Below are 24774 nucleotides of genomic sequence, written 5' to 3' on the forward strand. Positions count from 1 at the left end.
TGAGTGGACGGACGAGGGCGCCCGCACCTTCCCGGTGCGGGCGCCCTCGCGCGTCACGGCCGACAACCCGTGCTATCTCGTGGCCAGTTGGGTGAACGTGCCGGTGCCGTGGACGCGGGTGACGCCCGGGGTGGCGTTCACCGTGAAGGAGACCAGGGCCGTACGGTCGGTGCCCGCGACGAGCACGTCGGGGCGGCCGACCGCGAAGGGCTCCGTCGGGGTACTGGCTGTGGCGGCGGCCGGTCCCTTGCCGTATTCACCGTGCACCAGCAGCGCGTTGCCGAAGTCGGCGCGTACGGCCAGCAGCGGGTTGGTCTCCGCGCCCCGGCCGCTGAGCAGGGCGACCGGGCCGAAGCCCGCGTCGCGCACGGCGGAGGCCGGAATCCAGCGACCATGCCGTCCCGCGGTGAGGCGTTCGACCGCGATCTCGGCGGTCTCCGGCCTGCGGAAGGCCAGCAGCAGCGAACCGTCCGCCGCGGTCACCGCTTCGGGCACCTCGCCGGGCACGCCCGTGTGCCGCAGGGGACGGCCGACCAGTTCGGCGCTCGGGGTGGACTGAGTCCACTGGTGGACCCCTTGGTGGCCCGCGGCGAAGACGTGGATCCGGCCGTCGTGGTCGACGGTCGCGGTCAGTCCCTCCTGGACCTGGCCGCCGGCGAGTTGCTGCCACGGCGACCACTGACCGGAGGCGTCGCGGACCCGCGTGCTCAGACCTTTGGAGGCGTTGCGGACGAAGACGTGGATCCGGCCGTCCTTGCCGATCACAGCGGTCGGCGGCCCGACCCTGCGGCCGCGGACCGGATTCGCCTCGGGGCTGCCGAGGCTGCGCCAGCCCCGGATCGCCCGGTCGCCGTCTTCGCCGGCGGACTTGCCCGAGGCACCCACCTGCTGGTCGAGCACCACGACCTCCCGGGTGTTGTCGCCCGGCGCGGCCGACAGACCGGAGAAGCGCAGGCCGAACAGCAGATGGTGGCCGTGCTTGTCGGTGACGACGCTGAGCGCGGGGGTCAGCGGGCCCCCGCCGAGGTCCTCAGGCGCATTCCAGTGTCCGCTTGCCGGCGCGGTCTCGGTCCAGCGGGCGGCCCGGGTGCCGAGCACGCCGTACACGGTGAGCCTGCCGTCCTTGGCGGCCACCGCCTGCGGACCAGAGGTCGGGTAGCGGTAGTGGGTGCTGCGGACCCAGCCGCGCGGGGACTTCAGCGCGTCGCCCTGGCCGACGCTGTAGTCACCGCAGCCGCCGCTGTCGCCGCACTTCCAGCCCGGAGCGCCGCCGTACACATCGAGCACGTCCGCCTTGAAGCGGACGGTGGCCTGCGGGAGATTGTGCGGCCAGCGCTGGTTGTAGTAGCCGCGGTAGGCCTCGGTGAGGAAGGTCGGGACCGGGCCGCCGCTCGCCGCGGCCTTCTCGGTCCACTGCGCCATGGCCCGCCAGGTGAACAGCGCGGTGGCGGTGTGGTCACGGTGGTCGGAGTAGCCGACCTGGTCGCTGTCGCGCGGGTACCGCGCGTTGTGGACCTGGATGTCCGGGTCGGGGTCCATGGTGCGGATCAGCGTCGGCCGGAAGGTGGTGAACAGGAAGGCGAGCGTGTCGATCAGCGTCTGCCGGTCGAAGGTGTGGGCGGCGCGTACCGGGCCGTCGGGCAGCGGTACCGTCCGTACCGTCCCGTCCACGGCCCAGAGCTTGTCGATGCCGAAGGTGCCGCCGCCGCGCACCGGAGTGTGCATGTCGATCCGCAGGAAGACCAACTCGGCCCGCCTGCCGTCGTGTTCGAGGGTGTTGACCTCGGCGGCGCCGCCGTGAGGCAGGGCGAGCGCGGTACGCGTCCACGGCGTGAAGATCTCCGCGCCGAGCATCCGCGCGTACGCCTGCCGCAGCCCCTGCTGCCGCGCGGAGACGTACGCGGGTACGTTCGCCAGCGGGCGCGGGTGGCCGGGGGCGCGGTTCACGCCGAAGGAGTCGCCGCTGGTCACGTAGACCGTGACGACCGGCACATGACGGTCGAGGGTGGCGGCGGTGTCCGGATTCATGAAGTACAGGTCGTCGTCGGGGTGCGCGACCACCTGCATCACGAGCGGTGCGGCGGGGGCGCCGAAGGTGACCCGCGCGGAGGCGGGCAGTACACCGCCGGTCGGGGGCGGCCCGAAGACGACCGGCGCTCCCGTCATCCTCGGCTTGGCCGCGGTGCTCCGACCCGTACAACCCGCGACCGTGGCCGCCGCGAGTGCGCCCGCCATCGAACCCACCACGACCCGGCGTCCGGGACCCCTGCTTGCTTGTTCCAGCATTCGGTCCAACGTTCCGGCTCCGTTCACCTCTCGTGTGATCATTTCGACCACCCGCTGCACAAGAGGGACAATTTCGAGCCGGGGTTTCTTCGCTTTGATGTGACCGTCATCACATGCCCGGGTCAGGCAAGTACCGGAAGCAAAAGCCGAAAAGGCCGGAATGCATTGACCTGCGGAACCGGCTGGTCAGCCGCATGAAAAAGGGGAGCCGGACTCACCGTGAGTGAGTCCGGCTCCCCGAATCGGAATGGCGCGCCCCGGTTACTCCGGGTGTCGCAACTGCCAGCCCGCCCAGGCCGAGGCCACCATCTCGCGCACGTCGTAGACGGCCTTCCAGCCCAGTTCCCTGCCGATCGCGTCGGCGGACGCCACGACCCTGGCCGGGTCGCCGGGCCGACGCGCGGTGACCTCCGGGGCGATCCCGGTGTGACCCGAGATCTCCTGGATGATGCCGACCATCTCGGCCACGGAGACGCCCTCGCCCCGGCCGATGTTCAGCACCAGGGCCGCCTTCGAGTCCTCGGTGAGCCGGCGGGCGGCGGCGACGTGCGCGGACGCGATGTCCTCGACGTGGATGTAGTCGCGGATGCAGGTGCCGTCCGGCGTCGGGTAGTCGTCGCCGAAGATCAGCGGAGTCCGGCCGCGGGAGAGCCGGTCGAAGACCATCGGCACCAGGTTGAAGATCCCCGGGTCGCCCAGCTCAGGGGCGGCCGCGCCCGCGACGTTGAAGTAGCGCAACGACGCGGTGGCCATCCCGTGCGCCCGCCCGACCGCGGTGACCAGCCACTCGCCGGCCAACTTGGTCTCGCCGTACGGGCTCATCGGCTCGCACGGGGTCTGCTCGGTGACCAGGTCCACGTCGGGCATTCCGTATACGGCCGCGGAAGACGACAGGACGAAGCGCTGCACCCGCGCCTCGACGGCGGCCTCGAGTACGGTCCGCAGACCCTCGACGTTCTCCCGGTAGTACCACAGCGGGCGCTCGACGGACTCTCCGACCTGCTTCTTCGCCGCGATGTGCACGATGCCCCGGACGTCGTGTTCGCTCAGCGTCCGGTCGAGCAGCGCCCGGTCCAGGACGGTGCCGCGTACCAACGGCACACCGGCCGGCAGGCGTTCGGGATCTCCGGTGCTCAGATCGTCGACGACGACCACCTGCTGTCCATCGGCAACGAGCGCCCTGACAACGTGCGAACCGATATAACCAGCGCCGCCGGTAATCATCCAGGTCATGGCCGAACCCTACCAACGGCGACCACGGGGAAGACCTGCCGGACCGAGCCGCCGCTCAGGGCGCGCACGGCAAGCGGGGCCGCACGGACGACTCCGGGAATCGACTCGGCGTTCCCGCCGCGTTCACCCGCTGTGCGATCATTTCCACCGCCTCGACTCACAGCGGGTGGCAGTGACACGGCTCCGGCGGAACCAGTGATCCACTTCACACATTCGATTGGCCCGCAGGTGAACAGCCATGGTCAGGAATTGCAACATTCGGCCAACTTGCTGATGTTTGGCATCCTTGACAGGATGCGTTGGCTGACCAATGAGAATGGGAGACACGTGCGCCGTGAGTGATTCGCTCCTGCCCTACGCGGTGGGCGCGGTAAAGCGCGCCCGCACCCTGGCGGTACGAGCCCGCCGCAAGGTCGAGCGGATGAACACTGTGCCCGCGCTCGGTACAGGCATCAGACCGCGACCGATGATCACCCCGGTCCACCTCTCAGTGCTCGGCGGCCGCACGCTGAACCTCGCGGTGCCCTTCTCCCGGCACACCGCCGACCCCTCCGCGGCCCGCCTCGAACTGATCCACGGCAACCATCGGGTCAGTGTCGACCTCGCCCTGGAGCCGGAGTCCGACACGTCCCTGCTGCTCACCGCGACGGTACCGCTGCGGTACACCGAAGGTGAGAACGACACGGGGCGCGGGCTGCTGCTCAGTGCGGGGCTCTGGCGGTTCTGTGTCGTCGTCACGGACGAGGGCGGTCGTGAGACCAGATCCGACCTGGCCGCCCTGGCGTTCGCCGCGGTGCACGGCCCGATGCTCCCGACCTCGCCGTCCGAGTCCAGCGGCGCGGTCTTCCGGCCGGTGCGCTCGGTGGACGGCCGCGCCATGCTCAAGGTCACAGCCCCCGCCCACCAGGCCGAACTCGTCAGATTCGACCTGCTCTGGGACCGGGTGACCGTACACGGCCGACTGCTGGCCGCACGGCACCCGGTGACCGAGTACACCGCCGAGGTCGTACGCCGGGGAGCCAACAAATCCGTCTCGGCGGCGCTCGATTGGGACGGCGACAACTTCACCTTCGACCTGCCGTTGCGAGCCATGACCGACGGTCCGGGCGTCCAGCGCACCTGGGACGTCCAACTGCGCGGGGGGCGCGCCAAGCTGAAGGTCGCCAAGCGGCTCACCCAGGTGCGTCATCCCAAGCAGGTCTTCCGGACTCCCTTTCGCATCATCGCCCTGGACGACGGTTCCTTGACCCGTGCGCACGTCTATCTCACGCCTGCCGGTGCCCTTGCGGTGGCCTGCGCGGCCATCGGAACCAACGAGGACGCATGAAGATCACATTTCTGCTCACCTGGGGCGACGAGATGGGCGGCACGGAAATGGCCGCCTACACCCAGGCGATCCATCTCTCCGCCCGGCACGAAGTCGAAGTGCTGAGCGTCTTCAAGACCCGCCTGGAGCCGTTCTTCGCGGAGGCGAAGCAGATCAAGCGGCGCTACCTGGTGGACAGGACCGGCGCCTACGGGCGTCCGGTACGCCGCAGCACGCTGGACGAGGAAGCGTGCAGGACGCTGCAGTCGCTGCCCAGCGAACTGATCAAGCCGGTCTGGGAGAACACCTTCGACCAGCTCTCCGACATCGAGATGACCGCCGCGCTGCCCGCGCTCGACTGCGATGTGCTGATCACCACCTCCCCGGCCCTGATGGCCGCCGCCGCGGAACTGGCTCCGGCCCGTGTGGTGACCGTGCACGAAGAGCACCGCGCTTCCCAACTGCGCGGCGTAGCCGGTGAACCGCTGCTGGTGTACGGCCCGCGGATCGACGCCCTGGTGTCGCTGACCGAGCGCACGAACGACTGGTTCGCCGACTCGCTCGGCGACGCGGCGCCCGAGCTCGTCACCATTCCCAACGCGGTGTCCGACGGCTACCGCCCGCGCTCCGACCTCCAGAACAAGGTCATCGTGCTGGCCGCCCGCATGACCCCGGAAAAACAGCTCAACCACGCCATCCAGGCGTTCCACCAGATCTCCGGCGACTTCCCCGACTGGAAGCTCCGGATATTCGGCGACGGCCCCCAGGAAGTGCGGCTGCGCCAGCTCGTCGAAGGATTCGGCCTGCAACTGCGGGTCGAACTGGTGGGCCGCTCGCAGCAGATGGACGAGGAGTGGGCCAAGGCCGGGCTCTGTGTCCTGCCCTCGCGCAACGAAGCCTTCCCGCTGGTGCTCCTGGAGATGTTCGCCGCCGGTGTGCCGGTAGTGGCCTACGACATCGTCACCGGCCCGGCCGAGATCATCAGGCACGACGTGGACGGGCTGCTGGTGCCGCCCGGTGAGATCGACCTGCTGGCCGAGGCGATGGCCCGGCTGATCGGTGACGAGCAGACTCGGCACGCCTTCGGCAAGGCGGCGCGCGAGGGCGTCTACGAGCGCTTCAGCGGTGAGGACATCACCGCCCGCTGGGAGGAGTTGTTCACCCGGCTGGTGGCCGAGCGTGACAACCCGCAGCGCCTGGGACGACGTGCCGACCGGGCGGCGCTGCGGGTGGTGGCGGGCGGCACGCGCAACTTCACCGTGGCCGCGCCCGTCTCGCCGCTGGCGAATTCCACCGACGAGCAGAAGGCCCGGGAGGTGATGATTCAGGCGCAGGACCGCAAGCTGGTGCGCTCCGCGGGGCGGCTCGCCGAGGTCCGCGACGACGTCAACGGGCCCCAAATGCTCGCGACCAACCTGGAGATCAGCGCCACCGTCCTTGAGGACGTCGGCATTCCGTACGTCCTGCTGCGGGCCGACGGCGTCCAGCACCGGCTCGCGGTACCGGTCGAGGAACGGCCCCGGGTGCTTGAGGCGCTGGCCACCGCCCTGCACGGCAAGGCGGTCTACGCCGAGCTGATCTCCCCGCGTGGCGCCGCGCCCGGAGCGGTGCTGGCGGAACGGCTGCGGGACGTCGGCGAGGTGGCCGGGCTGCGGATCTTCAAGCCGGTGGTCACCGGCAGCCGTACCCTGCGCTACGGGCCCGCGTACGGCTGCAGCGTGGAGTTCTGGTCCGTCGACGAGGAAGACGGCTGGCGTTCCACCCCACGGGCGACGACGCTGCTTGGGCGCCGGTTGCCGTCCCTCGAACCCACCGCGAAGCTGCGGGTGGGCGAGCGGGACTACCCGACGCTCTCGCAGTTCACCAAGCAGTTGATGTGGGATGTCGACCAGCCCATCGACGTCGTCTACACCTGGGTGGACGGCGACGACACCGCATGGCAGGACCGCCGCAACGAGGCGCGCCGCCGACGCGGACTGCCGGTCTCGGAGAACACGGACGTCGACAACGGCGACGTGAGGTTCCGCAACCGCGACGAACTGCGCTACTCACTGCGGTCGCTGGAGATGTACGCGCCCTGGGTGCGCAACATCTATCTGGTGACCGACGACCAGGTGCCGCCCTGGCTCGACACGTCGTGCCCCGATGTGAAGGTGGTGAGCCACCGGGACATCTTCGCCGACCCGAGTTGCCTGCCCACCTTCAACTCGCACGCCATCGAGAGCCAGATCCACCGGATCGACGGCCTGTCCGAGCACTTCCTTTATCTCAACGACGACGTCTTCATGGGCCGCCCGGTCACACCCGAGCTGTTCTTCCTCAGCAACGGCATGGCGAATTTCTTCCGGTCGCCGACCGCCGTACCGCCGACCGAGCCGTCGGACGAGGACGAGGGCTACTTCGCAGCGGCCAAGAACAACCGCAAGCTGCTGGAGGACGCCTTCGGACGGACCGCCACGCAGAGCTTCCTGCACACGCCGCACGCGCTGCGCCGCAGCGTGCTCGCGGAGATCGGCGAGAGGTTCCCGGAGGAGGTGGCCAGGACCGCGGCCAACCCCTTCCGCGGCAACAGCGACCTGTCGATCACGTCGTCGCTGCACCACCACTACGGCTACCTGACCGGCCGCTGCGCGCCCGGCAGGATCTCGTGCAGCTACGTCAACGTCGGCAACTACGACCACCACTCGGTGCTCGGCCGACTGCTCGCGTCCCGCAACTACGATGTCTTCTGCATCGGCGAGTCGCCCGACGCCGAGGTGCCCGCCGAGGAGCAGGCGCGCGTGATGTACGCCTTCCTCAACGCCTACTACCCCGTGAAGTCCCGCTTCGAGCGGGACTGAACGGGGCAGGCACCGGCGACAGCCCGCCCGGTGCCGGGCTACTCCTTCTCGAAGGGGCTCGGCACCGGGAAGTACGCGTCGAGGAACGGGGTGATCAGGTCCTTCTGGCCGGTCGCGTCGTTCTCCGTGGAGACCGTGTCGTTGATGCAGAAGACGGTCTTGTCGCGGTTGGCGAGCAGCCGGCCGAGCCGGGTCTCGGTCCAGGGGTGGGTCAGGTCCAGGTAGGTGTACGGCAGGTCGTTGGACGGGATCGCGCGCCTGGTGTGGAAGGCGTAGTAGTGGTGCAGCGACGAGGCGACGGAGATGTCGTCCATGCTGCGGAAGTGGCTGGACTCGGTGTGCCGGTACTCGGCGGCGAACTCGTCCTCGATCTCGTCCAGGACGCTGCGCCGCAGGGCGTGCGGCATGTGCTTCATCTTCTGCACGAGGACGGCGCCGTAGCGCTCCTCGATCAGCCGCCGGTTGTTCTTCCCGGCCGCCGCGACCGGCGGGTCGGCCTCCGTCTTCTCGCCCAGCGGCACCAGCGCGGGTGAGGGGAAGAACTTCGTCAGGCCGTTGGCGAGGAAGAAGTCCTGCGGCGTCACCTCGTTGCCGAGCAGCACGTCGTCGTTGAAGTACAGGAAGTGCTCCGACAGGCCCTCGATGTGGTGCAGTTGGCTCTCGATGGCGTGCGAGTTGAAGGTCGGCAGCGAGCCGGGCGAGCGGAAGATCTGCCGGTGGCTGACCACCTCGATGCCGGGGTGCTCGGTCTTCAGCCAGGACGGCGTCTGGTCGTCGGTGACCAGGAAGATCTTCCGGACCCACGGCGCGTACATGTGCAACGAGCGCAGTGAGTACCGCAGTTCGTCACGGCTGAGGTAGCGCGCCGCGTTGGCCGCCTCGTCGTGGTACGCCGCGCCGGTGAAGTCCGCGCGGCGGCGCAGCCACGCCGGGTCCGCGCCGTCCACCCAGGTGTAGACGACGTCGACCGGGAAGCGGATCTCGTCGGTGGTGTGGATCGCGAAGTGCTCGCGGGTACGGACCTCGAAGCGCGGGCCCGCGCCGGTGTCGCGCGGCGCGAGGTCGGTGAAGAACGCCTCGGGCGCCTGCACGGTCTTGGCGTCGGCGGGGACGGCCTCGGCGAATTTGCCGGGGCGCGGCGCCACGAGCGCGCCGTCCTCCTCGCGCCAGAACTCGATGTCGCAGCCGTAGCGGGTGCCGAGCGCCAGGCCCTTGCTCTCGTCGGTGCGGTACCAGGTGAGGCGGAAGACCCCGGCGCCCGCCAGACGGCGCCAGGACGGCTGCTCGTAGCCCGGCAGCGACTCCTCGGGCACCGGGGAGTTCCCCTTGACCGCGGTCACGTAGCCGGGCTCCTCGGCGCACAGCGCGGTCAGCGCGGCGAGCACCGCCTCCCGGTCGCTCTCGTGGACGGCCACGGCCGAGGCGGTGTGCGAGCGGCCCCGTACGCAGAAGTGGTCGAGACCGGCGGCGGACAGGCAGCCGAGGACCGCGTCGAGGTTGGCCCTGCGGGCCGCCAGCGGGGTCACGCCGGGGACGATCAGCGCGACCTTCGCCTCGCGGTTGACCGTGATCACCGTGCGGTCCGGACGGTCCACCAGCGCCTGGTGGCGCTTGCCGACCCTGGCCGCCCTGGCCCGCTCGGCGGCGGCGGTCGCGCCCGCGATGCGCAGCTTCACCTGCTTGCGCAAGTCCGAGTCGACGCGGGAGGCGATCTTCCGTCGGGCGCTCTCCGGTACTGCTCGTCGGTAGACCCCCAGCAGTCGGGGTGCCTCGGGATTACGCACGGCGGGCGGCTCCTCATCGATTGCGGGGCCCGCCGCGACGCGGGCCGTTGACGTACGACGACGGCCCGTACGGTGGTCCGGGCCGATACCTCAAGTATGCCTTGCGTTCTCCAAGGAGCCGCGTGCGGTATACCTGTCCGGAACTCCGGCCGCGCGCGACGTTACACGTAATGCGGAATCAGGAATTCGGTTGCCCATCGTTGGGTGAATTCTTCATTGAGCCGCAAGGGCGCTTCGCGTAACTTTCCCCGACGCCTTGTTCGGCGCCCAAAGCAGGGCCACGGGCCGTCCTACGCTGACGCAGAGCGTGCGGGATCACGTGCGGATCCGTCCGCCGGGACCGCACTCGCCCAGCACTCACTCAGCACTCACTCAGCACTTACCCAGCACTCGCCCTGAATCCGCACCGCATCCGCCCTGCATCCGCGTACGGCGCCGAAAGTGATCTCATGCGACTGTCGATCGTAGTTCCCTGCTACAACGAAGAAGCCGTGATCGAGCTCTTCGACGTACGCATCCGGGAGACCCTCACGGCGCTCTCCGTCGATTACGAGCTGTGCTACGTCGACGACGGCAGCTCCGACCGCACCCTGGAGCGGCTGCGGGCCCTGGCCGAGAACCGCGAGGCGAGCACGCGATACGTGTCCTTCAGCCGGAACTTCGGCAAGGAGGCGGGCATCCTGGCCGGGCTCAAGGAGACGACCGGGGACGCGGTGGTCGTGATGGACGCCGACCTCCAGCACCCGCCGGAGCTGATCGCGCGCATGCTGGAGCTGCACCGCGCCGGGCACGACCAGGTGATCGCGCGACGCACCCGCGAGGGCGACAAGAAGCTGCGCACGGCCGCCAGCCGGCTCTACTACCGGATGATCAACAAGTGGGTGGACGTCGAACTGACCGACGGCGTCGGGGACTTCCGGCTGCTGTCGCGGCGCGCGGTCGACGCGCTGCTCGCGATGCCGGAGTACAACCGCTTCTCCAAGGGCCTTTTCTCCTGGATCGGCTTCGACACCGTCACCTTCGACTACCGCAATGCCGCGCGGGAGGCGGGCGAGACGAAGTGGCACTTCGGCGCGCTCATCAATTACGGCATGGACGGGCTGATCTCGTTCAACAACCGGCCGTTGCGGCTGGCCATCTATCTGGGAATGGCGCTCAGTGCCGTCGCGGCGGCGTATGCCGTGGTCGTCACCGTCATGGCGATGATCAAGGGGCCCGACGCGCCCGGTTATGTGACGCTGCTCGTCGCCGTCGTCGGTCTGGGCGGGCTCCAGATGCTGATGCTGGGGTTGATAGGCGAGTACATTGGGCGCATCTACTACGAGACTAAGCGACGGCCGCACTTCCTGGTCAAGGAGACGAACGCGCCGCGGGCCTTCGGGGTGGCACGGCAGGCCGGCGCCGCACCGACGAGCGCGTCGCTGCCCCGGATGGAGATCCGTTGAGCCTGGCCGGCACCCGCTCACCGCAACTGCTCCAGATCGTGCGGTTCGCCCTCGTGGGCGGGGTCAACACCGCCACCTTCTACGGGTTCTACCTGGCCCTGCACCCGTGGATGCCGTACTTCGCCGCGTACACCCTGGCGTTCGTGCTCAGCATGATCGGGTCGTTCTTCCTGAACACGTACTTCACGTACCGGACGCGGCCCACCTGGCGGAAGTTCCTGCTCTTCCCGCTGACCAACCTGACCAATTACGTGGTCACGAGCGTCGGCGTCTACGCCCTCGTGGAGTGGGCGGGCATGAACGACAAGATCGCCCCGCTGGCCGCCGCGGCAGCCGCCATCCCCTTCACCTACCTGCTGAGCCGCCGGATTCTCACCCCGCCGTCCGCGCTCGCCGAGCCCGACCCGAACCGCCCCTCCCCGGCCCACGCGGACGCCTGACCCACCCCGACCGGCCCCCTTCCCAGGGGGCCGGTCGCGCGTTTACTTGAACGGGTCGAAGCCGTGGTACTCCTCTTCGGCGTCGTCGCGCTCGGCCTGCTTGTCGCGGCGGCGGGTGACGGCGGCGCGGGGGGCGTCGAAACGGTGGTCCTCGCCGCGGCGGCCGAGCATTTCGGCGCCTGCGGCCATGCTGGGCTCCCAGTCGAAGACGACGGCGTCCTCGTCGGGGCCGATGGCGACGGCGTCGCCGGCGTTGGCGCCGGCCTTGAGGAGGGCGTCCTCGACGCCGAGGCGGTTGAGGCGGTCGGCGAGGTAGCCGACGGCCTCGTCGTTGGAGAAGTCGGTCTGGCGGACCCAGCGTTCGGGCTTCTCGCCGTGCACGCGGTACAGGCTCTCGCCGTCGTGGGTGACGGTGAACCCGGCGTCGTCGACGGCCTGCGGGCGGATGACGACGCGGGTGGACTCCTCCACCGGCTTGGCGGCCCGCGTCTCGGCGACGATCTTCGCCAGGGCGAACGACAGCTCGCGCAGCCCCTCGTGGGAGACGGCCGACACCTCGAAGACCTGGTAGCCGCGGCTCTCCAGCTCCGGCCTGATGATCTCGGCGAGGTCGCGCCCGTCGGGCACGTCGATCTTGTTGAGCACGATCAGCCGCGGCCGGTCCTCCAACCCGCCGCCGTACGCCCGCAGTTCCTCCTCGATGATGTCGAGGTCGCTGGCGGGGTCGCGGTCGGACTCCAGCGTCGCGGTGTCCAGCACGTGCACGAGCACCGAGCAGCGCTCGACGTGCCGCAGGAACTCCAGGCCGAGGCCCTTGCCCTGGCTGGCGCCGGGGATCAGACCCGGTACGTCCGCGATCGTGTAGACGGTCGAACCGGCCGTCACCACACCGAGGTTGGGCACCAGCGTGGTGAACGGGTAGTCGGCGATCTTCGGCTTGGCGGCCGACAGCACCGAGATCAGCGAGGACTTGCCCGCGCTCGGGTAGCCGACCAGCGCCACGTCCGCGACCGTCTTCAGTTCCAGGACGATGTCCCGCGCCACACCGGGCTCGCCGAGCAGCGCGAAGCCGGGCGCCTTGCGGCGGGCCGAGGCCAGCGCCGCGTTGCCGAGGCCGCCGCGACCGCCCTGGCCCGCGATGAAAGTGGTGCCCTGGCCGACGAGGTCGGCCAGCACATTGCCGTCCTTGTCCTGCACGACCGTGCCGTCGGGCACCGGCAGCACCAGGTCCGTACCCTCCTTGCCCGACCGGTTGCCGCCCTCGCCGGGCTTGCCGTTGGTCGCCTTGCGGTGCGGGCTGTGGTGGTAGTCGAGCAGCGTCGTGACGTCCTGGTCGACGACGAGGATCACGTCGCCGCCCCGGCCGCCGTTCCCGCCGTCGGGGCCGCCCAGCGGCTTGAACTTCTCCCGGTGAACGGAGGCGCAGCCGTGGCCTCCGTTACCCGCGGCGACATGCAGCTCGACGCGGTCCACGAAGGTGGTCATGGCATTCCTCCAGATACGTACGGGGTGGTGCGGATGTGCACGGGGTGGTGCGGTACGCGCGCTTTCACGCGTTCCAAGACGTAACACGCCGAGGGCGGCCCCGCTTCCCTGGTCGGGAAGCGAGGTCCGCCCTCGGAGGTGAAACTGTGTCGCTCTACGGTGCCTGGATCAGGCGGCCGGAACGATGTTCACTACACGACGCCCACGCTTGGTGCCGAACTCGACCGCACCGGCGGAGAGGGCGAACAGCGTGTCGTCCTTGCCGATGCCGACGCCGGAGCCGGGGTGGAAGTGCGTGCCGCGCTGGCGGACGATGATCTCACCGGCGTTGACGACCTGGCCGCCGAAGCGCTTGACGCCGAGCCGCTGAGCGTTGGAGTCGCGACCGTTCCGAGTGGACGATGCGCCCTTCTTGTGTGCCATCTCTCCTCAGTCCCTTACTTCGCAGCCGTGGGGATGCCGGTGATCTTCAGCGCCGTGTACTGCTGGCGGTGACCCTGGCGACGGCGGTAGCCGGTCTTGTTCTTGTAGCGCAGGATGTCGATCTTCTGGCCCTTGTGGTGGTCCACGATCTCGGCCTCGACCTTGACACCGGCCAGCACCCACGGGTCGCTGGTGACGGCGTCGCCGTCGACGACGAGCAGCGTCGAGAGCTCGATCGCGTCGCCCACCTTGCCCGTGGGAATCTTGTCAACCTCAACGATGTCGCCGACAGCCACCTTGTGCTGACGACCACCGCTACGCACGATTGCGTACACGCGGATCTCACTCTCTCGCTCTTGAAATCGGACCCCTGATGCCAGCCGTCCCGATGGTGCGCGGGGGGCCTCTCCCGGCGGACCGGGAGGGATTTGCTCAGAAGTGGGCGCACAAACGCCGAAGGTCAAGACTACGGAGGGCCTCCGGCCCGGTCAAATCCGCCCTCCCGCACCCGTGAACGGTCGCGCGCCCCGTCACGGCACCGGCAAAGTGCGCTGCCATCGCGCAAGGGCATGTTTTTAGGGGCGCGGGGAACGGCGCGGCCGGCCCCCACCGGGCTGTCAGCCCGAAGACCAGCGCATCTGCCCCGCTGGGGCCGGTTCCTGGGCCGCGCCACCGCCGGTGGCCGAGCGCGCGGTTCCCCGCGCCCCCGGCGGGGCACAGCCCACCCGCAGGGTGGACACGCGTGGCCCGCGCCCGGGGCAGGGCGCGGGCCACGCGGGGCCGGACTACTCGGAGGGCGCGGCCGACTTCTTGGCGGCAGCCTTCTTCGTGGTCGTCTTCTTGGCCGCGACCTTCTTCGTCGCCGTCTTCTTGGCGGCAGCCTTCTTCGTGGCGGCCTTGCGCGGCGCCCGCTTCTTGGGCTCCGCGTCAGCGGCATCGGCGGCCGGTGCCTCGGCCGGGACGACCACGACAGCCGCGTCGTCGGCGCCCGAAGGCGACCCGGCGGGAGCCGTCACCTTGCGCGTGGCACGACGACGGGCGCGCGCCGGGGGCTCCGTGGAGACCTCGGGCTCGGGCGCGGCCTCGACCGGGGCCGTGGGGGCCTCGGCGGGGACGACCACGACGGCGGCGTCCTCGGAGACCGCGGGAGACCCGGCGGGAGCCGTCACCTTGCGGGTGGCGCGACGACGGGCGCGGGCCGGGGGCTCCGTGGAGACCTCGGGCTCGACGGTCGGCGCCTGCTCGATGACGGGCTCGCTGACCGGGACGACCACGACGGCCGGTTCCGGCTCGTGGTCGGCCGCGGGCGGCGCGCCCGCGGGCGAGGTGGCCTTACGGGCGCCGCGCCGCCGGGAGCGGCCGCGGCTGCCGTGGGCGGCGGCCTCGGCCTCGGCCGCGGTGCCGAACCACTCCTCCTCGGGGTCGCCGACGGTCGGCACCAACTCGGCCTCGCCGACCTCGATCGGCTCCAGCTCGGGCAGTTCGTCGGCCGAGTCGACCGAGTCGGCGTCGTCCGCGTCTGCCTCCAGCACGTGCTCGTTCTCGTGCTCGTGGTCGTGACCGTCGCCCGCCGCGCCGCCGTTGCCGGACTTGCCGCGCCGCTTGCGCTTGCCGCCGCCACCGCCGGTGGTGGTCGCCTGGTCCATGTGGACGATGACGCCGCGCCCGTTGCAGTGCACGCAGGTCTCGGAGAAGGACTCCAGCAGGCCCTGGCCGACCCGCTTGCGGGTCATCTGCACCAGGCCGAGCGAGGTGACCTCGGCCACCTGGTGCTTGGTCCGGTCCCGGCCCAGGCACTCCAGCAGCCGCCGCATGACCAGGTCGCGGTTGGACTCCAGGACCATGTCGATGAAGTCGATGACGACGATGCCGCCGAGGTCCCGCAGCCTGAGCTGGCGGACGATCTCCTCGGCCGCCTCCAGGTTGTTGCGGGTGACGGTCTCCTCCAGGTTGCCGCCCTGCCCGGTGAACTTGCCGGTGTTGACGTCGACCACGACCATCGCCTCGGTCTTGTCGATCACCAGCGAACCGCCGGACGGCAGCCACACCTTGCGGTCCAGCGCCTTCAGAAGCTGCTCGTCGATGCGGTACGTCGCGAAGACGTCGATCTCCGAGGTCCAGCGCGACAGCCGGTCCGCCAGGTCGGGCGCGACGTGGGTGACGTACTCGTGGATCGTGCTCCACGCCTCGTCACCGCTGACGATGACCTTCGAGAAGTCCTCGTTGAAGATGTCGCGGACGACGCGGACGGTCATGTCCGGCTCGCCGTAGAGCAGCGTCGGCGCGTTGCCGCTCTTGGCCTTCTTCTGGATGTCCTCCCACTGTGCCTGGAGGCGTTCGACGTCGCGGCGCAGCTCGTCCTCGCTGGCGCCCTCCGCGGCGGTGCGGACGATGACGCCCGCGTCCTCGGGGACGATCTTCTTGAGGATGGTCTTCAGCCGGGCCCGCTCGGTGTCGGGGAGCTTGCGGCTGATGCCGGTCATCGAGCCCTCGGGCACGTACACCAGGTAGCGGCCGGGCAGCGAGACCTGGCTGGTCAGGCGGGCGCCCTTGTGGCCGATCGGGTCCTTCGTCACCTGGACGAGGACCGGCTGGCCGGACTTGAGGGCGGACTCGATACGGCGCGGGCCGTTGCCCATGCCGAGCGCCTCGAAGTTGACCTCGCCCGCGTACAGGACGGCGTTGCGGCCCTTGCCGATGTCGACGAACGCGGCCTCCATGGACGGCAGCACGTTCTGCACCTTGCCCAGGTAGACGTTGCCGACGTAGCTGGTGGCCTGCTCCTTGTTGACGTAGTGCTCGACGAGGACGTTGTCCTCCAGCACGCCGATCTGGGTGCGCTCGCCGTTCTGCCGGACCACCATGACGCGCTCGACGGCCTCGCGGCGCGCCAGGAACTCCGCCTCGGTGATGATCGGCACGCGGCGGCGACCCTGCTCGCGGCCCTCCCGGCGGCGCTGCTTCTTGGCCTCCAGGCGCGTGGAGCCCTTGATGGACTGCACCTCGTCGGCGCCGGTGCCGCCACCGGACTCCGACTTCTGGCGCGGCTCGCGGACCTTGACGACCGTGCGCTCCGGGTCGTCGCCGCCGTTGGCGGAGTCGTCGGCGCCGGAGTCGGAACCGCGACGGCGACGGCGCCTGCGGCGACGGCTGGTGCTGGAACCCGAGCCGTGGTCGTCGTCGTGCGCCGACTCGTCGGCGGAGTCCTCCTCGTCGTCGCCCTCGGACGACTCGTCCTCGTCGTCGGAGGACGCGGTGTCCTCGTGCTCGCTGGACTCGCCCCGGCGACGGCGGCGACCGCCGCGGCGGCGACGGCGGGACGGGCGGTCATCGCCGTCGTGCTCGCCGTCGGCGTCCGCGTCGTTGTCCTGCTCGTCGTCCGCGTCGGGGTCGGCCTCGTCCACGTCCACGGCGGTGGCCGCCTCGGCGGTCACCGGCTCCGCGGCGGAGCCGCCACGGCGACGGCGACGACGGCGCGGGCCGCTGTCCCGCTCCTCGGTCTCGTCCTCGTCGGCGACGGCGGGTTCCTCCGCGACGGCACCGGCCGCCACAGGCTCGGCCGTGGGCGCCTGGAAGACCGGCGGCTGGAAGACGGCCGTCGGCGGACGCGACGCCCTGCGGCGTCCGCGCGCCGGGCGCTCCTCGGTCCTGACCTCAAGGGTGATGGACGCGACGGGGATGCCGAACGCCTCGGCGAGGGCGGCCACCGCGTTGGCGTTCGCCTCCTCGACCGTCTGGCCGTAGCCGCGGATTTCGTACGCGTCATCGACCTCGACGTTCCACTCGTCGCCGTCCTGGAGCGCCTTCCCGGTGTACTCGAAGCGCTCTTCCGGCGTGTCGTGCGCACTGGCGGTGACGGTGTCGCTCTCGGCCTCGGCCTCGTCCCGCGGTGCCAGCGCGCCCGGCTTCAGCCGCCGGGAGCCGTCGCCCGCGGAGAACGTCGCCGCAGGGGCTCCGGCCGTGCGCTTGCGCGACCGCCGGGCGCGCGGCTCCGGCTCGGCGGCCGGGGCGGGCGGCGCCACGGGCGCCGCGGGTGCGGGGGCCTCGGCGATCTCGCCCGCGGTGCCGTCGGCGGCGGGCGCCTCGGCGGGCGCGGCCACCTTGCGCGTGGCACGGCGGCGGGCACGCGGCGGGGCCGCGTCCCCAGCGGGGGCCTCGGCGGCGGCGGGGGCCTCGGCGGCGGGCTCGGCGGTCACCGCGGCGGGCGTACCGCCGTCAGGGGCATCGCCCGCAGCGGTCTCGTCGGCGGTGGAGGCGGCCGGGGCCGCCACCTTGCGCGTGGCGCGACGGCGGGCACGCGGCGGGGCCGCGTCCCCAGCGGGGGCCTCGGCGGCGGGCTCGGCGGTCGCCGGGGCGGCCGTACCGCCGTCAGGGGCATCGTTCGAGGCGGGCTCGTCCGCCGTCGAGGCGGCCGGGGCCGCCACCTTGCGCGTGGCCCGGCGGCGAGCGCGCGGCGGCGCGGCGGGGGCCTCGTCGGAGGCGGCGGTGTCGTCAGCGGCGGGGCCGGACGCCGCGGCGGTGTCCGTACCGCCGTCAGGGGCATCGCCCGCAGCGGTCTCGTCGGCGGTGGACGCGGCCGGGGCCGCCACCTTGCGCGTGGCGCGACGGCGAGCGCGCGGCGGGGCGGCTGCCTCGGACGCGGAGGCGTCGTCGGAGGCCGGAGCCAGGCTCTCGGCGGTCTCGGAGCTCATGGGGGCGGCCGTGGCGCCGTCGGAGGCGGCCTCGTCACCGGCGGTCACGGCCGGAGCGGCGACCTTGCGGGTGGCGCGGCGGCGGGCGCGCGGCGGGGCGGCCGCCTCGGACGCGGAGGCGTCGTCGGAGGCCGGAGCCGGGGGCTGGGCCGCGGGCTCGGCGGTGGCGGAGCTGCCGGCGGCGTCGGTCGGGGGGCCCGCGGGGCGGGAGGCGGCCCGGCGGCGGCGCGGCGGCGCGGCCTCGGCGGCGGGCTCGGATGTGGGAGTGGGTTCGTTGGAGTCGGTCTGGTCGTGCATTCGGGCAATGCTCCCGTCGAGCTCCCGGGCGCCGCGTCCATGTCCGGTGCGGCGGGCCGCTTGGTCGCGGTGCCGCTGTCCGGGGGCGCGGGCGCCGCACGGGAGCTGCTGTGTCGCTCGTCGGCACCGCGTCGGCGGGTCGACGAAAGTCTCATGTGGTCTGCGGCGCCGGACCCGGGTGGCTCCCTGGTGCGTCGGCGACGCGTGACGACGTGGCTACGCGGACCCGGCAGGTACCGTCACAGCGTCGCGATCATGCGCGAGCGGGTCGGTGACCGTGCCGGACTCCTCGTCGAGCGGCCCCTGCGCCAGCCTGGTCACCGCTGCGGGGACCGGCGGCGCGAGGTCGGCCGTCGCATGGAGGCCGGACAGTACGTCGTCGGGCCGTACGGCAGGTGTCAGGTGCCGTACAACCAGCCGCAGTATCGCACAGGCGCGGTCCTGCGGCCTATCGGCACCCTGTTCGGACATGTCCGCGTCGTGCCCGGCGCCGTTGTCCGGCGTGTCGTCGACGACTTCCAGGCGCGTGACGGCGCCGCGGGTGTCGAACGTGCGGATGCCGTTCTTCGTCTTGCGCTGTACTTCCACGGTCTCCGCGGCGAGGAACGCCGCGACGGCCTGTCGTGCCTCGGCCGGGTCGACACCGTCGAGCCTGACCTGCCAGACGGACGCCTCGAGGCGTTCGGCGAGTCCCGAGGTCCGGGCCTCGACCGCCTCGATGACGTCGAGTCCCGCGGGCAGCGACTCGTCGAGCAGCAGCCGCAGCTTCTCCGGGTCGACGCTGCGCGCGAGGGCGATCTCCAGATACTCCGCCTCGCTGCCGACGCCGGTGGGTGCGGCGTTGGCGTACGACACCTTGGGGTGCGGGGTGAAGCCCGCCGAGTACGCCATCGGCACCTCGGCGCGGCGCAGGGCCCGCTCGAAGGCGCGCTGGAAGTCGCGGTGGCTGGTGAACCGGAGGCGGCCACGCTTGGTGTAGCGCAGTCGAATGCGCTGCACCGCCGGTGCGGGCGGCGGACCTTCGGGCTGTCGCTTGCCCAGTGTCGTTCAGTCCCTCGTGCGTACTCGTGTCCCGGGAGCCCGTCACCGGGCCCGCTTGTCTTTTACAAGGTTACGCCGCGTCGCGCGTTGCTGTTGACGGGTGACCCCCGCCCTGTGGACAACCCGGGGTCGACAGTCTCGGGGGAACGCCCTGAACCGGTGCCGGTCCCCCGCTCAGCGGTGGGTCGGCGGACGCCGCTTGGCGAGGTCGGGGCCGGGCTGCTTACGGTGGCGGGCCGCCGGCCGGGGCAGCGCTCGCGTGGCGTGCGCGCTTGCCACCAGCGCGTCGGCGGGATCGGGCGCCTCTGATACGTCGGCCGCGTCCGTCGCCGGTGCCGGGCCGAACGCCCCCGGCTCGTACCCGGCCCGCCGCGGCGGCAGCCGCCGCTCGGCGGCGCCGACCGGATCGCCGAAGAGCGCCCTGCGGGTCTCGGCGCGCAACTCGCGCAGCGAGCGGCGGGCGTCGGCGACCGCGTCCTTGACCGGCTGCCGGACCGCGCGCCGGTACCAGCGGCCCGCGGCCCGTACGGCGCGCAGTGCGGGAGCGCCGGTCCGGCTCCAGACCCAGGCGGCGGGGACCGCGATCAGCACGCGGGCCAGCCACGCGACGCCGCGGCCGACGGCGCGCGAGACATAGCCGGTCACCCGCCAGGCGTGGCCGAGCGCCGCGCCGATCTCGCGTGCGACCGGGACGACGACGCGCCGCCACACGAAGCCGACCGGCAGCACGACCAGGGTTCTGACCAGCCAGAGCAGGCCGAGCCACGTCATCCGCAGCGTCCACGCGAGGCCGCGGCCGACCGGCGTGAGCACGTACCGCCACAGCGCCGCCAGCGGCCACACCAGCGCGTACCGCACGAAGAAGACGACAGCCGCGGCGAGTGCGAGGGCGACGGGCACCAGCAGGGAGTGCCAGAGCCAGCGGGCGGGCACGGCCAGGAGGTAGTGGCCGAGCCAGGAGGCGCCCGCGCCCAGGCCCGCGCCGAGGGTCAGCAGCGTCCAGCGGACGGCGCGGCCGACGGGCGCGAGGACGTACGTGTAGAGGGCGGTCAGGGGGACGACGAGCAGCCAGTGCGCGAGCAGTCCCGTGCCGGTGCCGAGCATGCGCAGTATCCAGGCGGCGGCGTGGCCGAGCGGCACGAGCACGTACCGCCACAGGGCGACGAGCGGGACGACGACCAGGTAGCGGGTCAGGAAGACGGCCGGGATCACCACCAGGGTGCGCACCGCCCAGGCGAGCGCGGCGCCGAGGACCCGCAGCGGCGGGAGCAGCAGGCGGCGCCATGTCCAGCGCAGTCCGGCCGAGGTCGCGCGCCCGGCCGTCGCGAGCGCGTCCCAGAGCAGGCGCAGCGGCAGCACGACGGCGAAGGCGACGAGACGGACCGGCATACGTATGGCGACGGTCAGGCAGCCGTCGCCGCTCCCCCGCGGGTGTTCCAGAGCCATGCGGTGAACCTACCCGCAGGGCTTGGCGGGTTGGCGTACCGCGCGGTGTCCGCAGCCGGATCGGCACCCGGCGGATACCGCCCGGAGACGTCGCGCGGCGGCGGCCGGGGGCGTGGCACGGCCGCGCGCACGGGCCGGGGCGCGGCTCGACGTGCTCCGGCGAGCACTCCTGCGAGTACGGCTCCACGCACGCCTCGAAGCGCGGCTCGCGGCACCGCGCGAAAACGCTCCGCCACGGCGCGGGCCAGGGGCCTTGCGCAGGTCCCGCCCCGTCAAGTCGTCGGCGGCGCGCATGTGTTGGGGATGCGCGGGTCTTGTCAACAAATCGAATGACGTGCGTAAACCGTTGACAAGCCGGTGACACGATCGCAACATGTGACTCGCAAAAAGCTGGTCAATGCTCTCTCAATTCTTCACATCTGTATGCAACTTCACGGCAGGAGCCGCCTCGCGTCCTGCGAACCCCGCGCGTCCCGCGCGTCGTCCGCGCTCTCTCGTTCCGACTGAACAGAGGACACATGAAACGGAAACAGCTCAGCCGTCGGCTGATCACCGGCCTGGTCACCGCCGGTCTGATCGCCATCGGGCTCCTGCCACTGTCCGGGGCCGCCGCCGCGGCCGACCGGCCCAACCTCGCCTCGGGGAAGGCCGCTTCGTCGAGCGGCGCGGTGGGCGGATACCCCGCCTCCGCGGTCACCGACGGCAACCAGGGCACGTACTGGGAAGGGCCGAACAACACCTTCCCGCAGTGGGTGCAGATCGACCTCGGCGGCAGCGGTGCCGCCGTCGACCAGGTGGTGCTCAAGCTGCCGGCCGGCTGGGAGGCGCGCACCGAGACCATCGCGGTGCAGGGCAGCACCGACGGCGCCGCCTTCAGCACGCTGTCCGCCGCGCAGGGCCGCACCTTCAACCCGGCTTCCGCCAACACCGTGACGGTCGACTTCAGCGCCGCGACGGTCCGCTACGTACGGCTGAACATCACCGCCAACACCGCGTGGCCGGCCGCGCAGATATCCGAGCTGGAGATCCACGGCACGACGGTCACCGACCCCGGCGGCCCCGGCCCCGGCGATCCCGGCCCCGGTGACGGCACGGGCAAGGACCTGGCGCGCGGCAAGCCGATCGAGGCGTCCTCGACGGCCCAGTCCTTCGTCGCGCCCAACGCCAACGACGGCCAGGTCGGCAGCTACTGGGAGTCCAACGGCTTCCCGTCGACGCTGACGGTCAAGCTCGGTTCCGACGCCGACATCACCTCCGTCGTCGTCAAGCTCAACCCCGACGCCGCGTGGGGTCCGCGCACGCAGAACATCCAGGTGCTCGGGCGCGGCCAGAGCGCGACCGGCTTCACCTCGCTGAAGGCCAGGGCGGACTACGCGTTCAGCCCGTCGAGCAACCAGAACACCGTGACCATCCCGGTCACCGGCCGGGCCGCCGACCTCCAGCTCGGGTTCTTCTCCAACTCCGGCGCCCCGGGCGGCCAGGTCGCCGAGGTGCAGGTCATCGGCGTACCCGCGCCCAACCCCGACCTGACCGTCACCGCGCTGTCGTGGACCCCGACCGCCCCGGTCGAGACCGACACCGTGAACGTCAGCGCCACCGTGAAGAACATCGGCAGCGCCGCGTCGCCCGCGACCACCGTCAATGTCAGCGTCGGCGGTGTCGTCGCGGGCAGCGCCCCGGTGGCCGCCCTCGCCGCCGGTGCGTCCGCCACCGTCCAGGTCGCCGTCGGCAAGCGGGCGGTGGGCAGCTACACCGTCTCGGCCGTGGTCGACCCCAATGGCACCGTCATCGAGCAGAGCAAGGACAACAACAGCCTCGCCTCACCGACGAAGCTGGTCGTCGCACAGGCGCCGGGCCCCGACCTCGAAGTGCTCGGCATCACCTCCAACCCGGCCAGCCCCGCGGTCGGCGCGGCCGTCTCCTTCACCGTCTCGGTGCACAACCGCGGCACCACCTCGACGGGCGTCGCCACCGTCACCCGCCTCACCGTGGGCGGCACCACGCTCGACACCAGCACCCCGGCGATCGCCGCGGGCGCGACCGTCACCGTGAACGTCACCGGCACCTGGACCGCGACCAGCGGCGGCGCCACCCTCGTCGCGACCGCGGACGCCACCAACGTCGTCGCCGAGACCAACGAGACCAACAACACCTTCTCCCGCTCGATCGTGGTCGGGCGCGGCGCGGCCGTCCCGTACACCGAGTACGAGGCCGAGGCCGCCACGTACCAGGGCACGCTCCTGGAGACCGACCCGCTGCGCACCTTCGGCCACACCAACTTCGCGACCGAGTCCTCGGGCCGCAAGTCGGTACGGCTGAACACCACCGGTCAGTTCGTGGAGTTCACCTCCACCAACCCGACCAACTCGATCGTGGTGCGCAACTCGATCCCCGACGCCGCGAACGGCGGCGGCATCGAGGCCACGATCAGCCTCTACATCAACAACACGTTCAACCGGAAGATCACCCTTTCCTCGAAGCACAGTTGGCTGTACGGCAACACCGACGGCCCCGAGGCGCTGACCAACTCGCCGCAGGCGGACGCCCGTCGGCTGTTCGACGAGTCCAACGCGCTGCTGTCGACGACGTATCCGGTGGGCACCAAATTCCGCCTCCAGCGGGACGCGACCGACACGGCGTCGTTCTACGTCATCGACCTGATCGACCTGGAGCAGGTGGCGCCGCCGAAGGCCAAGCCCGCCGAGTGCACGTCGATCACCGAGTACGGCGCGATCCCGGACGACGGGATCGAGGACACCGCCGCGATCCAGCGGGCCGTGACCGCCAACCAGAACGGCCTCATCAACTGCGTGTGGATCCCGGCGGGCCAGTGGCGCCAGGAGAAGAAGATCCTCACCGAGGACCCGCTGCACCGCGGCCAGTACAACCAGGTCGGCATCAGCAACGTCACGATCCGCGGCGCGGGCATGTGGTACTCGCAGCTCTACTCGCTGATCCAGCCGCAGGACGCCGTGGGCAGCATCAACCACCCGCACGAGGGCAACTTCGGCTTCGACATCGACAACAACACGCAGATCTCCGACATCGCGATCTTCGGCTCCGGCCGGATCCGCGGCGGTGACGGCAACGCCGAGGGCGGCGTGGGCCTCAACGGCCGGTTCGGCAAGAACACCAAGATCAGCAACGTGTGGATCGAGCACGCCAACGTCGGTGTCTGGGTCGGCCGCGACTACGACAACATCCCCGCCCTGTGGGGACCGGCGGACGGCCTCGAATTCAGCGGGATGCGCATCCGCGACACCTACGCCGACGGCATCAACTTCACCAACGGCACCCGTAATTCGAAGGTCTTCAACTCCTCCTTCCGCACCACGGGCGACGACTCGCTCGCGGTCTGGGCCAACAAGTACGTCAAGGACCAGTCCGTCGACATCGCGCACGACAACCACTTCGTGAACAACACCATCCAGTTGCCCTGGCGCGCCAACGGCCTGGCCATCTACGGCGGTTACGGCAACACCATCGAGAACAACCTCGTCTACGACACGATGAACTACCCGGCGATCATGCTGGCCACCGACCACGACCCGCTGCCGTTCTCCGGCCAGACGCTGATCGCCAACAACGGCATCCAGCGCGGCGGCGGCGTCTTCTGGGGCGAGGCGCAGAAGTTCGGGGCCATCACCCTGTTCGCCTCCACCAGTGACATCACCGGCGTCACCATCCGGGACACCGACATCGCCGACTCCACCTACGACGGGATCCAGTTCAAGAACGGCGGCGGCGCCATGCCGGGCGTCACCATCAGCAACGTCACCATCGACAAGTCCAACAACGGCGCCGGGATCCGCGCCCAGGGCGGCGCGCGGGGCAGCGCCAATCTGTCCCACGTCACCATCACCAACTCCGCCAACGGCAGCGTCCTCATCGAGCCCGGATCGCAGTACGTGATCAACGGCTCGTAATCGAAGGCTCTCGCCCCCCGAAAAAACCCGTGGCCCCGCACGCGTCCTGCGTGCGGGGCCACGGGCCGTGTCGCGCTACCTCGCGGCGGCGCCGACCGTCACTTCACGACCGACAGCGGCAGCAGCTTCTG

Annotated in this window: 14 protein-coding genes; 5 read left to right on the forward strand and 9 right to left on the reverse strand. The window is 71.1% G+C overall.

Going from position 1 to position 24774, the window contains the following annotated elements; all coding sequences use genetic code 11:
• Positions 1-72 precede the first annotated feature (72 nt).
• Positions 73-2286: a PIG-L family deacetylase gene (locus ACZ37P_RS09250; RefSeq protein ID WP_467345766.1), complete on the reverse strand. Its 2214-nt coding sequence runs from the start codon at positions 2284-2286 to the stop codon at positions 73-75.
• Positions 2287-2547: 261 nt separating this feature from the next.
• On the reverse strand, positions 2548-3519 hold the full coding sequence (gene galE / locus ACZ37P_RS09255; RefSeq protein ID WP_391047568.1) for a UDP-glucose 4-epimerase GalE: 972 nt from the start codon (positions 3517-3519) through the stop codon (positions 2548-2550).
• 334 nt (positions 3520-3853) lie between these two features.
• Here galE and ACZ37P_RS09260 point away from each other — a divergent pair, with 334 nt between their 5' ends.
• Together ACZ37P_RS09260 and ACZ37P_RS09265 are read left to right on the forward strand one after the other, a co-directional pair.
• Positions 3854-4846: a hypothetical protein gene (locus tag ACZ37P_RS09260; protein WP_391160342.1), complete on the forward strand. Its 993-nt coding sequence runs from the start codon at positions 3854-3856 to the stop codon at positions 4844-4846.
• Positions 4843-7665: a stealth conserved region 3 domain-containing protein gene (locus ACZ37P_RS09265; protein ID WP_391047571.1), complete on the forward strand. Its 2823-nt coding sequence runs from the start codon at positions 4843-4845 to the stop codon at positions 7663-7665. Before ACZ37P_RS09260 ends, ACZ37P_RS09265 begins: the two co-directional genes overlap by 4 nt.
• Positions 7666-7703: 38 nt before the next feature.
• Here the strand turns inward: ACZ37P_RS09265 and ACZ37P_RS09270 are convergent, their stop codons facing one another.
• Complete coding sequence (locus ACZ37P_RS09270) at positions 7704-9449, reverse strand: stealth family protein (protein WP_355348962.1); 1746 nt, start codon at positions 9447-9449, stop codon at positions 7704-7706.
• Positions 9450-9898: 449 nt separating this feature from the next.
• Between ACZ37P_RS09270 and ACZ37P_RS09275 the strand changes: the two genes are divergently transcribed.
• Both ACZ37P_RS09275 and ACZ37P_RS09280 read left to right on the forward strand, forming a co-directional pair.
• Positions 9899-10894, forward strand: coding sequence for a glycosyltransferase family 2 protein (locus ACZ37P_RS09275; RefSeq protein WP_355348965.1), 996 nt, complete (start codon positions 9899-9901; stop codon positions 10892-10894).
• A complete protein-coding gene (locus tag ACZ37P_RS09280) occupies positions 10891-11334 on the forward strand; it encodes a GtrA family protein (protein ID WP_355348968.1) in 444 nt (147 codons plus the stop codon). The genes ACZ37P_RS09275 and ACZ37P_RS09280 overlap by 4 nt, the downstream gene beginning before the upstream one ends.
• Positions 11335-11376: 42 nt before the next feature.
• Here the strand turns inward: ACZ37P_RS09280 and obgE are convergent, their stop codons facing one another.
• The 6 genes from obgE to ACZ37P_RS09310 all read right to left on the reverse strand — a co-directional run bounded on the left by obgE (position 11377) and on the right by ACZ37P_RS09310 (position 20717).
• The gene (gene obgE, locus ACZ37P_RS09285; RefSeq protein ID WP_355348971.1) at positions 11377-12819 is read right to left on the reverse strand and encodes a GTPase ObgE; all 1443 of its coding nucleotides are present in this window, start codon (positions 12817-12819) and stop codon (positions 11377-11379) included.
• A gap of 168 nt (positions 12820-12987) precedes the next feature.
• Complete coding sequence (gene rpmA / locus ACZ37P_RS09290; RefSeq protein WP_031514533.1) at positions 12988-13242, reverse strand: 50S ribosomal protein L27; 255 nt, start codon at positions 13240-13242, stop codon at positions 12988-12990.
• Between the two features lie 14 nt (positions 13243-13256).
• A complete protein-coding gene (rplU, locus tag ACZ37P_RS09295) occupies positions 13257-13577 on the reverse strand; it encodes a 50S ribosomal protein L21 (RefSeq protein ID WP_355348975.1) in 321 nt (106 codons plus the stop codon).
• Between the two features lie 450 nt (positions 13578-14027).
• Positions 14028-18230: an Rne/Rng family ribonuclease gene (locus ACZ37P_RS09300; protein WP_467345768.1), complete on the reverse strand. Its 4203-nt coding sequence runs from the start codon at positions 18228-18230 to the stop codon at positions 14028-14030.
• Between the two features lie 216 nt (positions 18231-18446).
• Positions 18447-19229, reverse strand: a complete 783-nt coding sequence (locus ACZ37P_RS09305; RefSeq protein WP_355349564.1) for a TIGR03936 family radical SAM-associated protein — start codon at positions 19227-19229, stop codon at positions 18447-18449.
• A 216-nt stretch (positions 19230-19445) separates the two neighbouring features.
• Entirely contained in the window at positions 19446-20717 is a 1272-nt protein-coding gene (locus ACZ37P_RS09310; RefSeq protein ID WP_467345771.1) for a hypothetical protein, read from the reverse strand.
• A gap of 518 nt (positions 20718-21235) precedes the next feature.
• Between ACZ37P_RS09310 and ACZ37P_RS09315 the strand changes: the two genes are divergently transcribed.
• Positions 21236-24643: a CARDB domain-containing protein gene (locus ACZ37P_RS09315; RefSeq protein WP_467345772.1), complete on the forward strand. Its 3408-nt coding sequence runs from the start codon at positions 21236-21238 to the stop codon at positions 24641-24643.
• The last annotated feature ends 131 nt before the right edge of the window (positions 24644-24774 follow it).

The sequence above is a fragment of the Streptomyces sp. NPDC024632 genome (assembly GCF_055559175.1).

Bases quoted from the DNA above. Each gene is read 5' to 3' on its own strand.
- ACZ37P_RS09250 (WP_467345766.1), bottom strand. From the start codon at position 2,286: ATGCTGGAACAAGCAAGCAGGGGTCCCGGACGCCGGGTCGTGGTGGGT.
- galE (WP_391047568.1), bottom strand. From the start codon at position 3,519: ATGACCTGGATGATTACCGGCGGCGCTGGTTATATCGGTTCGCACGTT.
- ACZ37P_RS09265 (WP_391047571.1), top strand. From the start codon at position 4,843: ATGAAGATCACATTTCTGCTCACCTGGGGCGACGAGATGGGCGGCACG.
- ACZ37P_RS09275 (WP_355348965.1), top strand. From the start codon at position 9,899: ATGCGACTGTCGATCGTAGTTCCCTGCTACAACGAAGAAGCCGTGATC.
- obgE (WP_355348971.1), bottom strand. From the start codon at position 12,819: ATGACCACCTTCGTGGACCGCGTCGAGCTGCATGTCGCCGCGGGTAAC.
- rpmA (WP_031514533.1), bottom strand. From the start codon at position 13,242: ATGGCACACAAGAAGGGCGCATCGTCCACTCGGAACGGTCGCGACTCC.
- ACZ37P_RS09300 (WP_467345768.1), bottom strand. From the start codon at position 18,230: ATGCACGACCAGACCGACTCCAACGAACCCACTCCCACATCCGAGCCC.
- ACZ37P_RS09310 (WP_467345771.1), bottom strand. From the start codon at position 20,717: ATGGCTCTGGAACACCCGCGGGGGAGCGGCGACGGCTGCCTGACCGTC.
- ACZ37P_RS09315 (WP_467345772.1), top strand. From the start codon at position 21,236: ATGAAACGGAAACAGCTCAGCCGTCGGCTGATCACCGGCCTGGTCACC.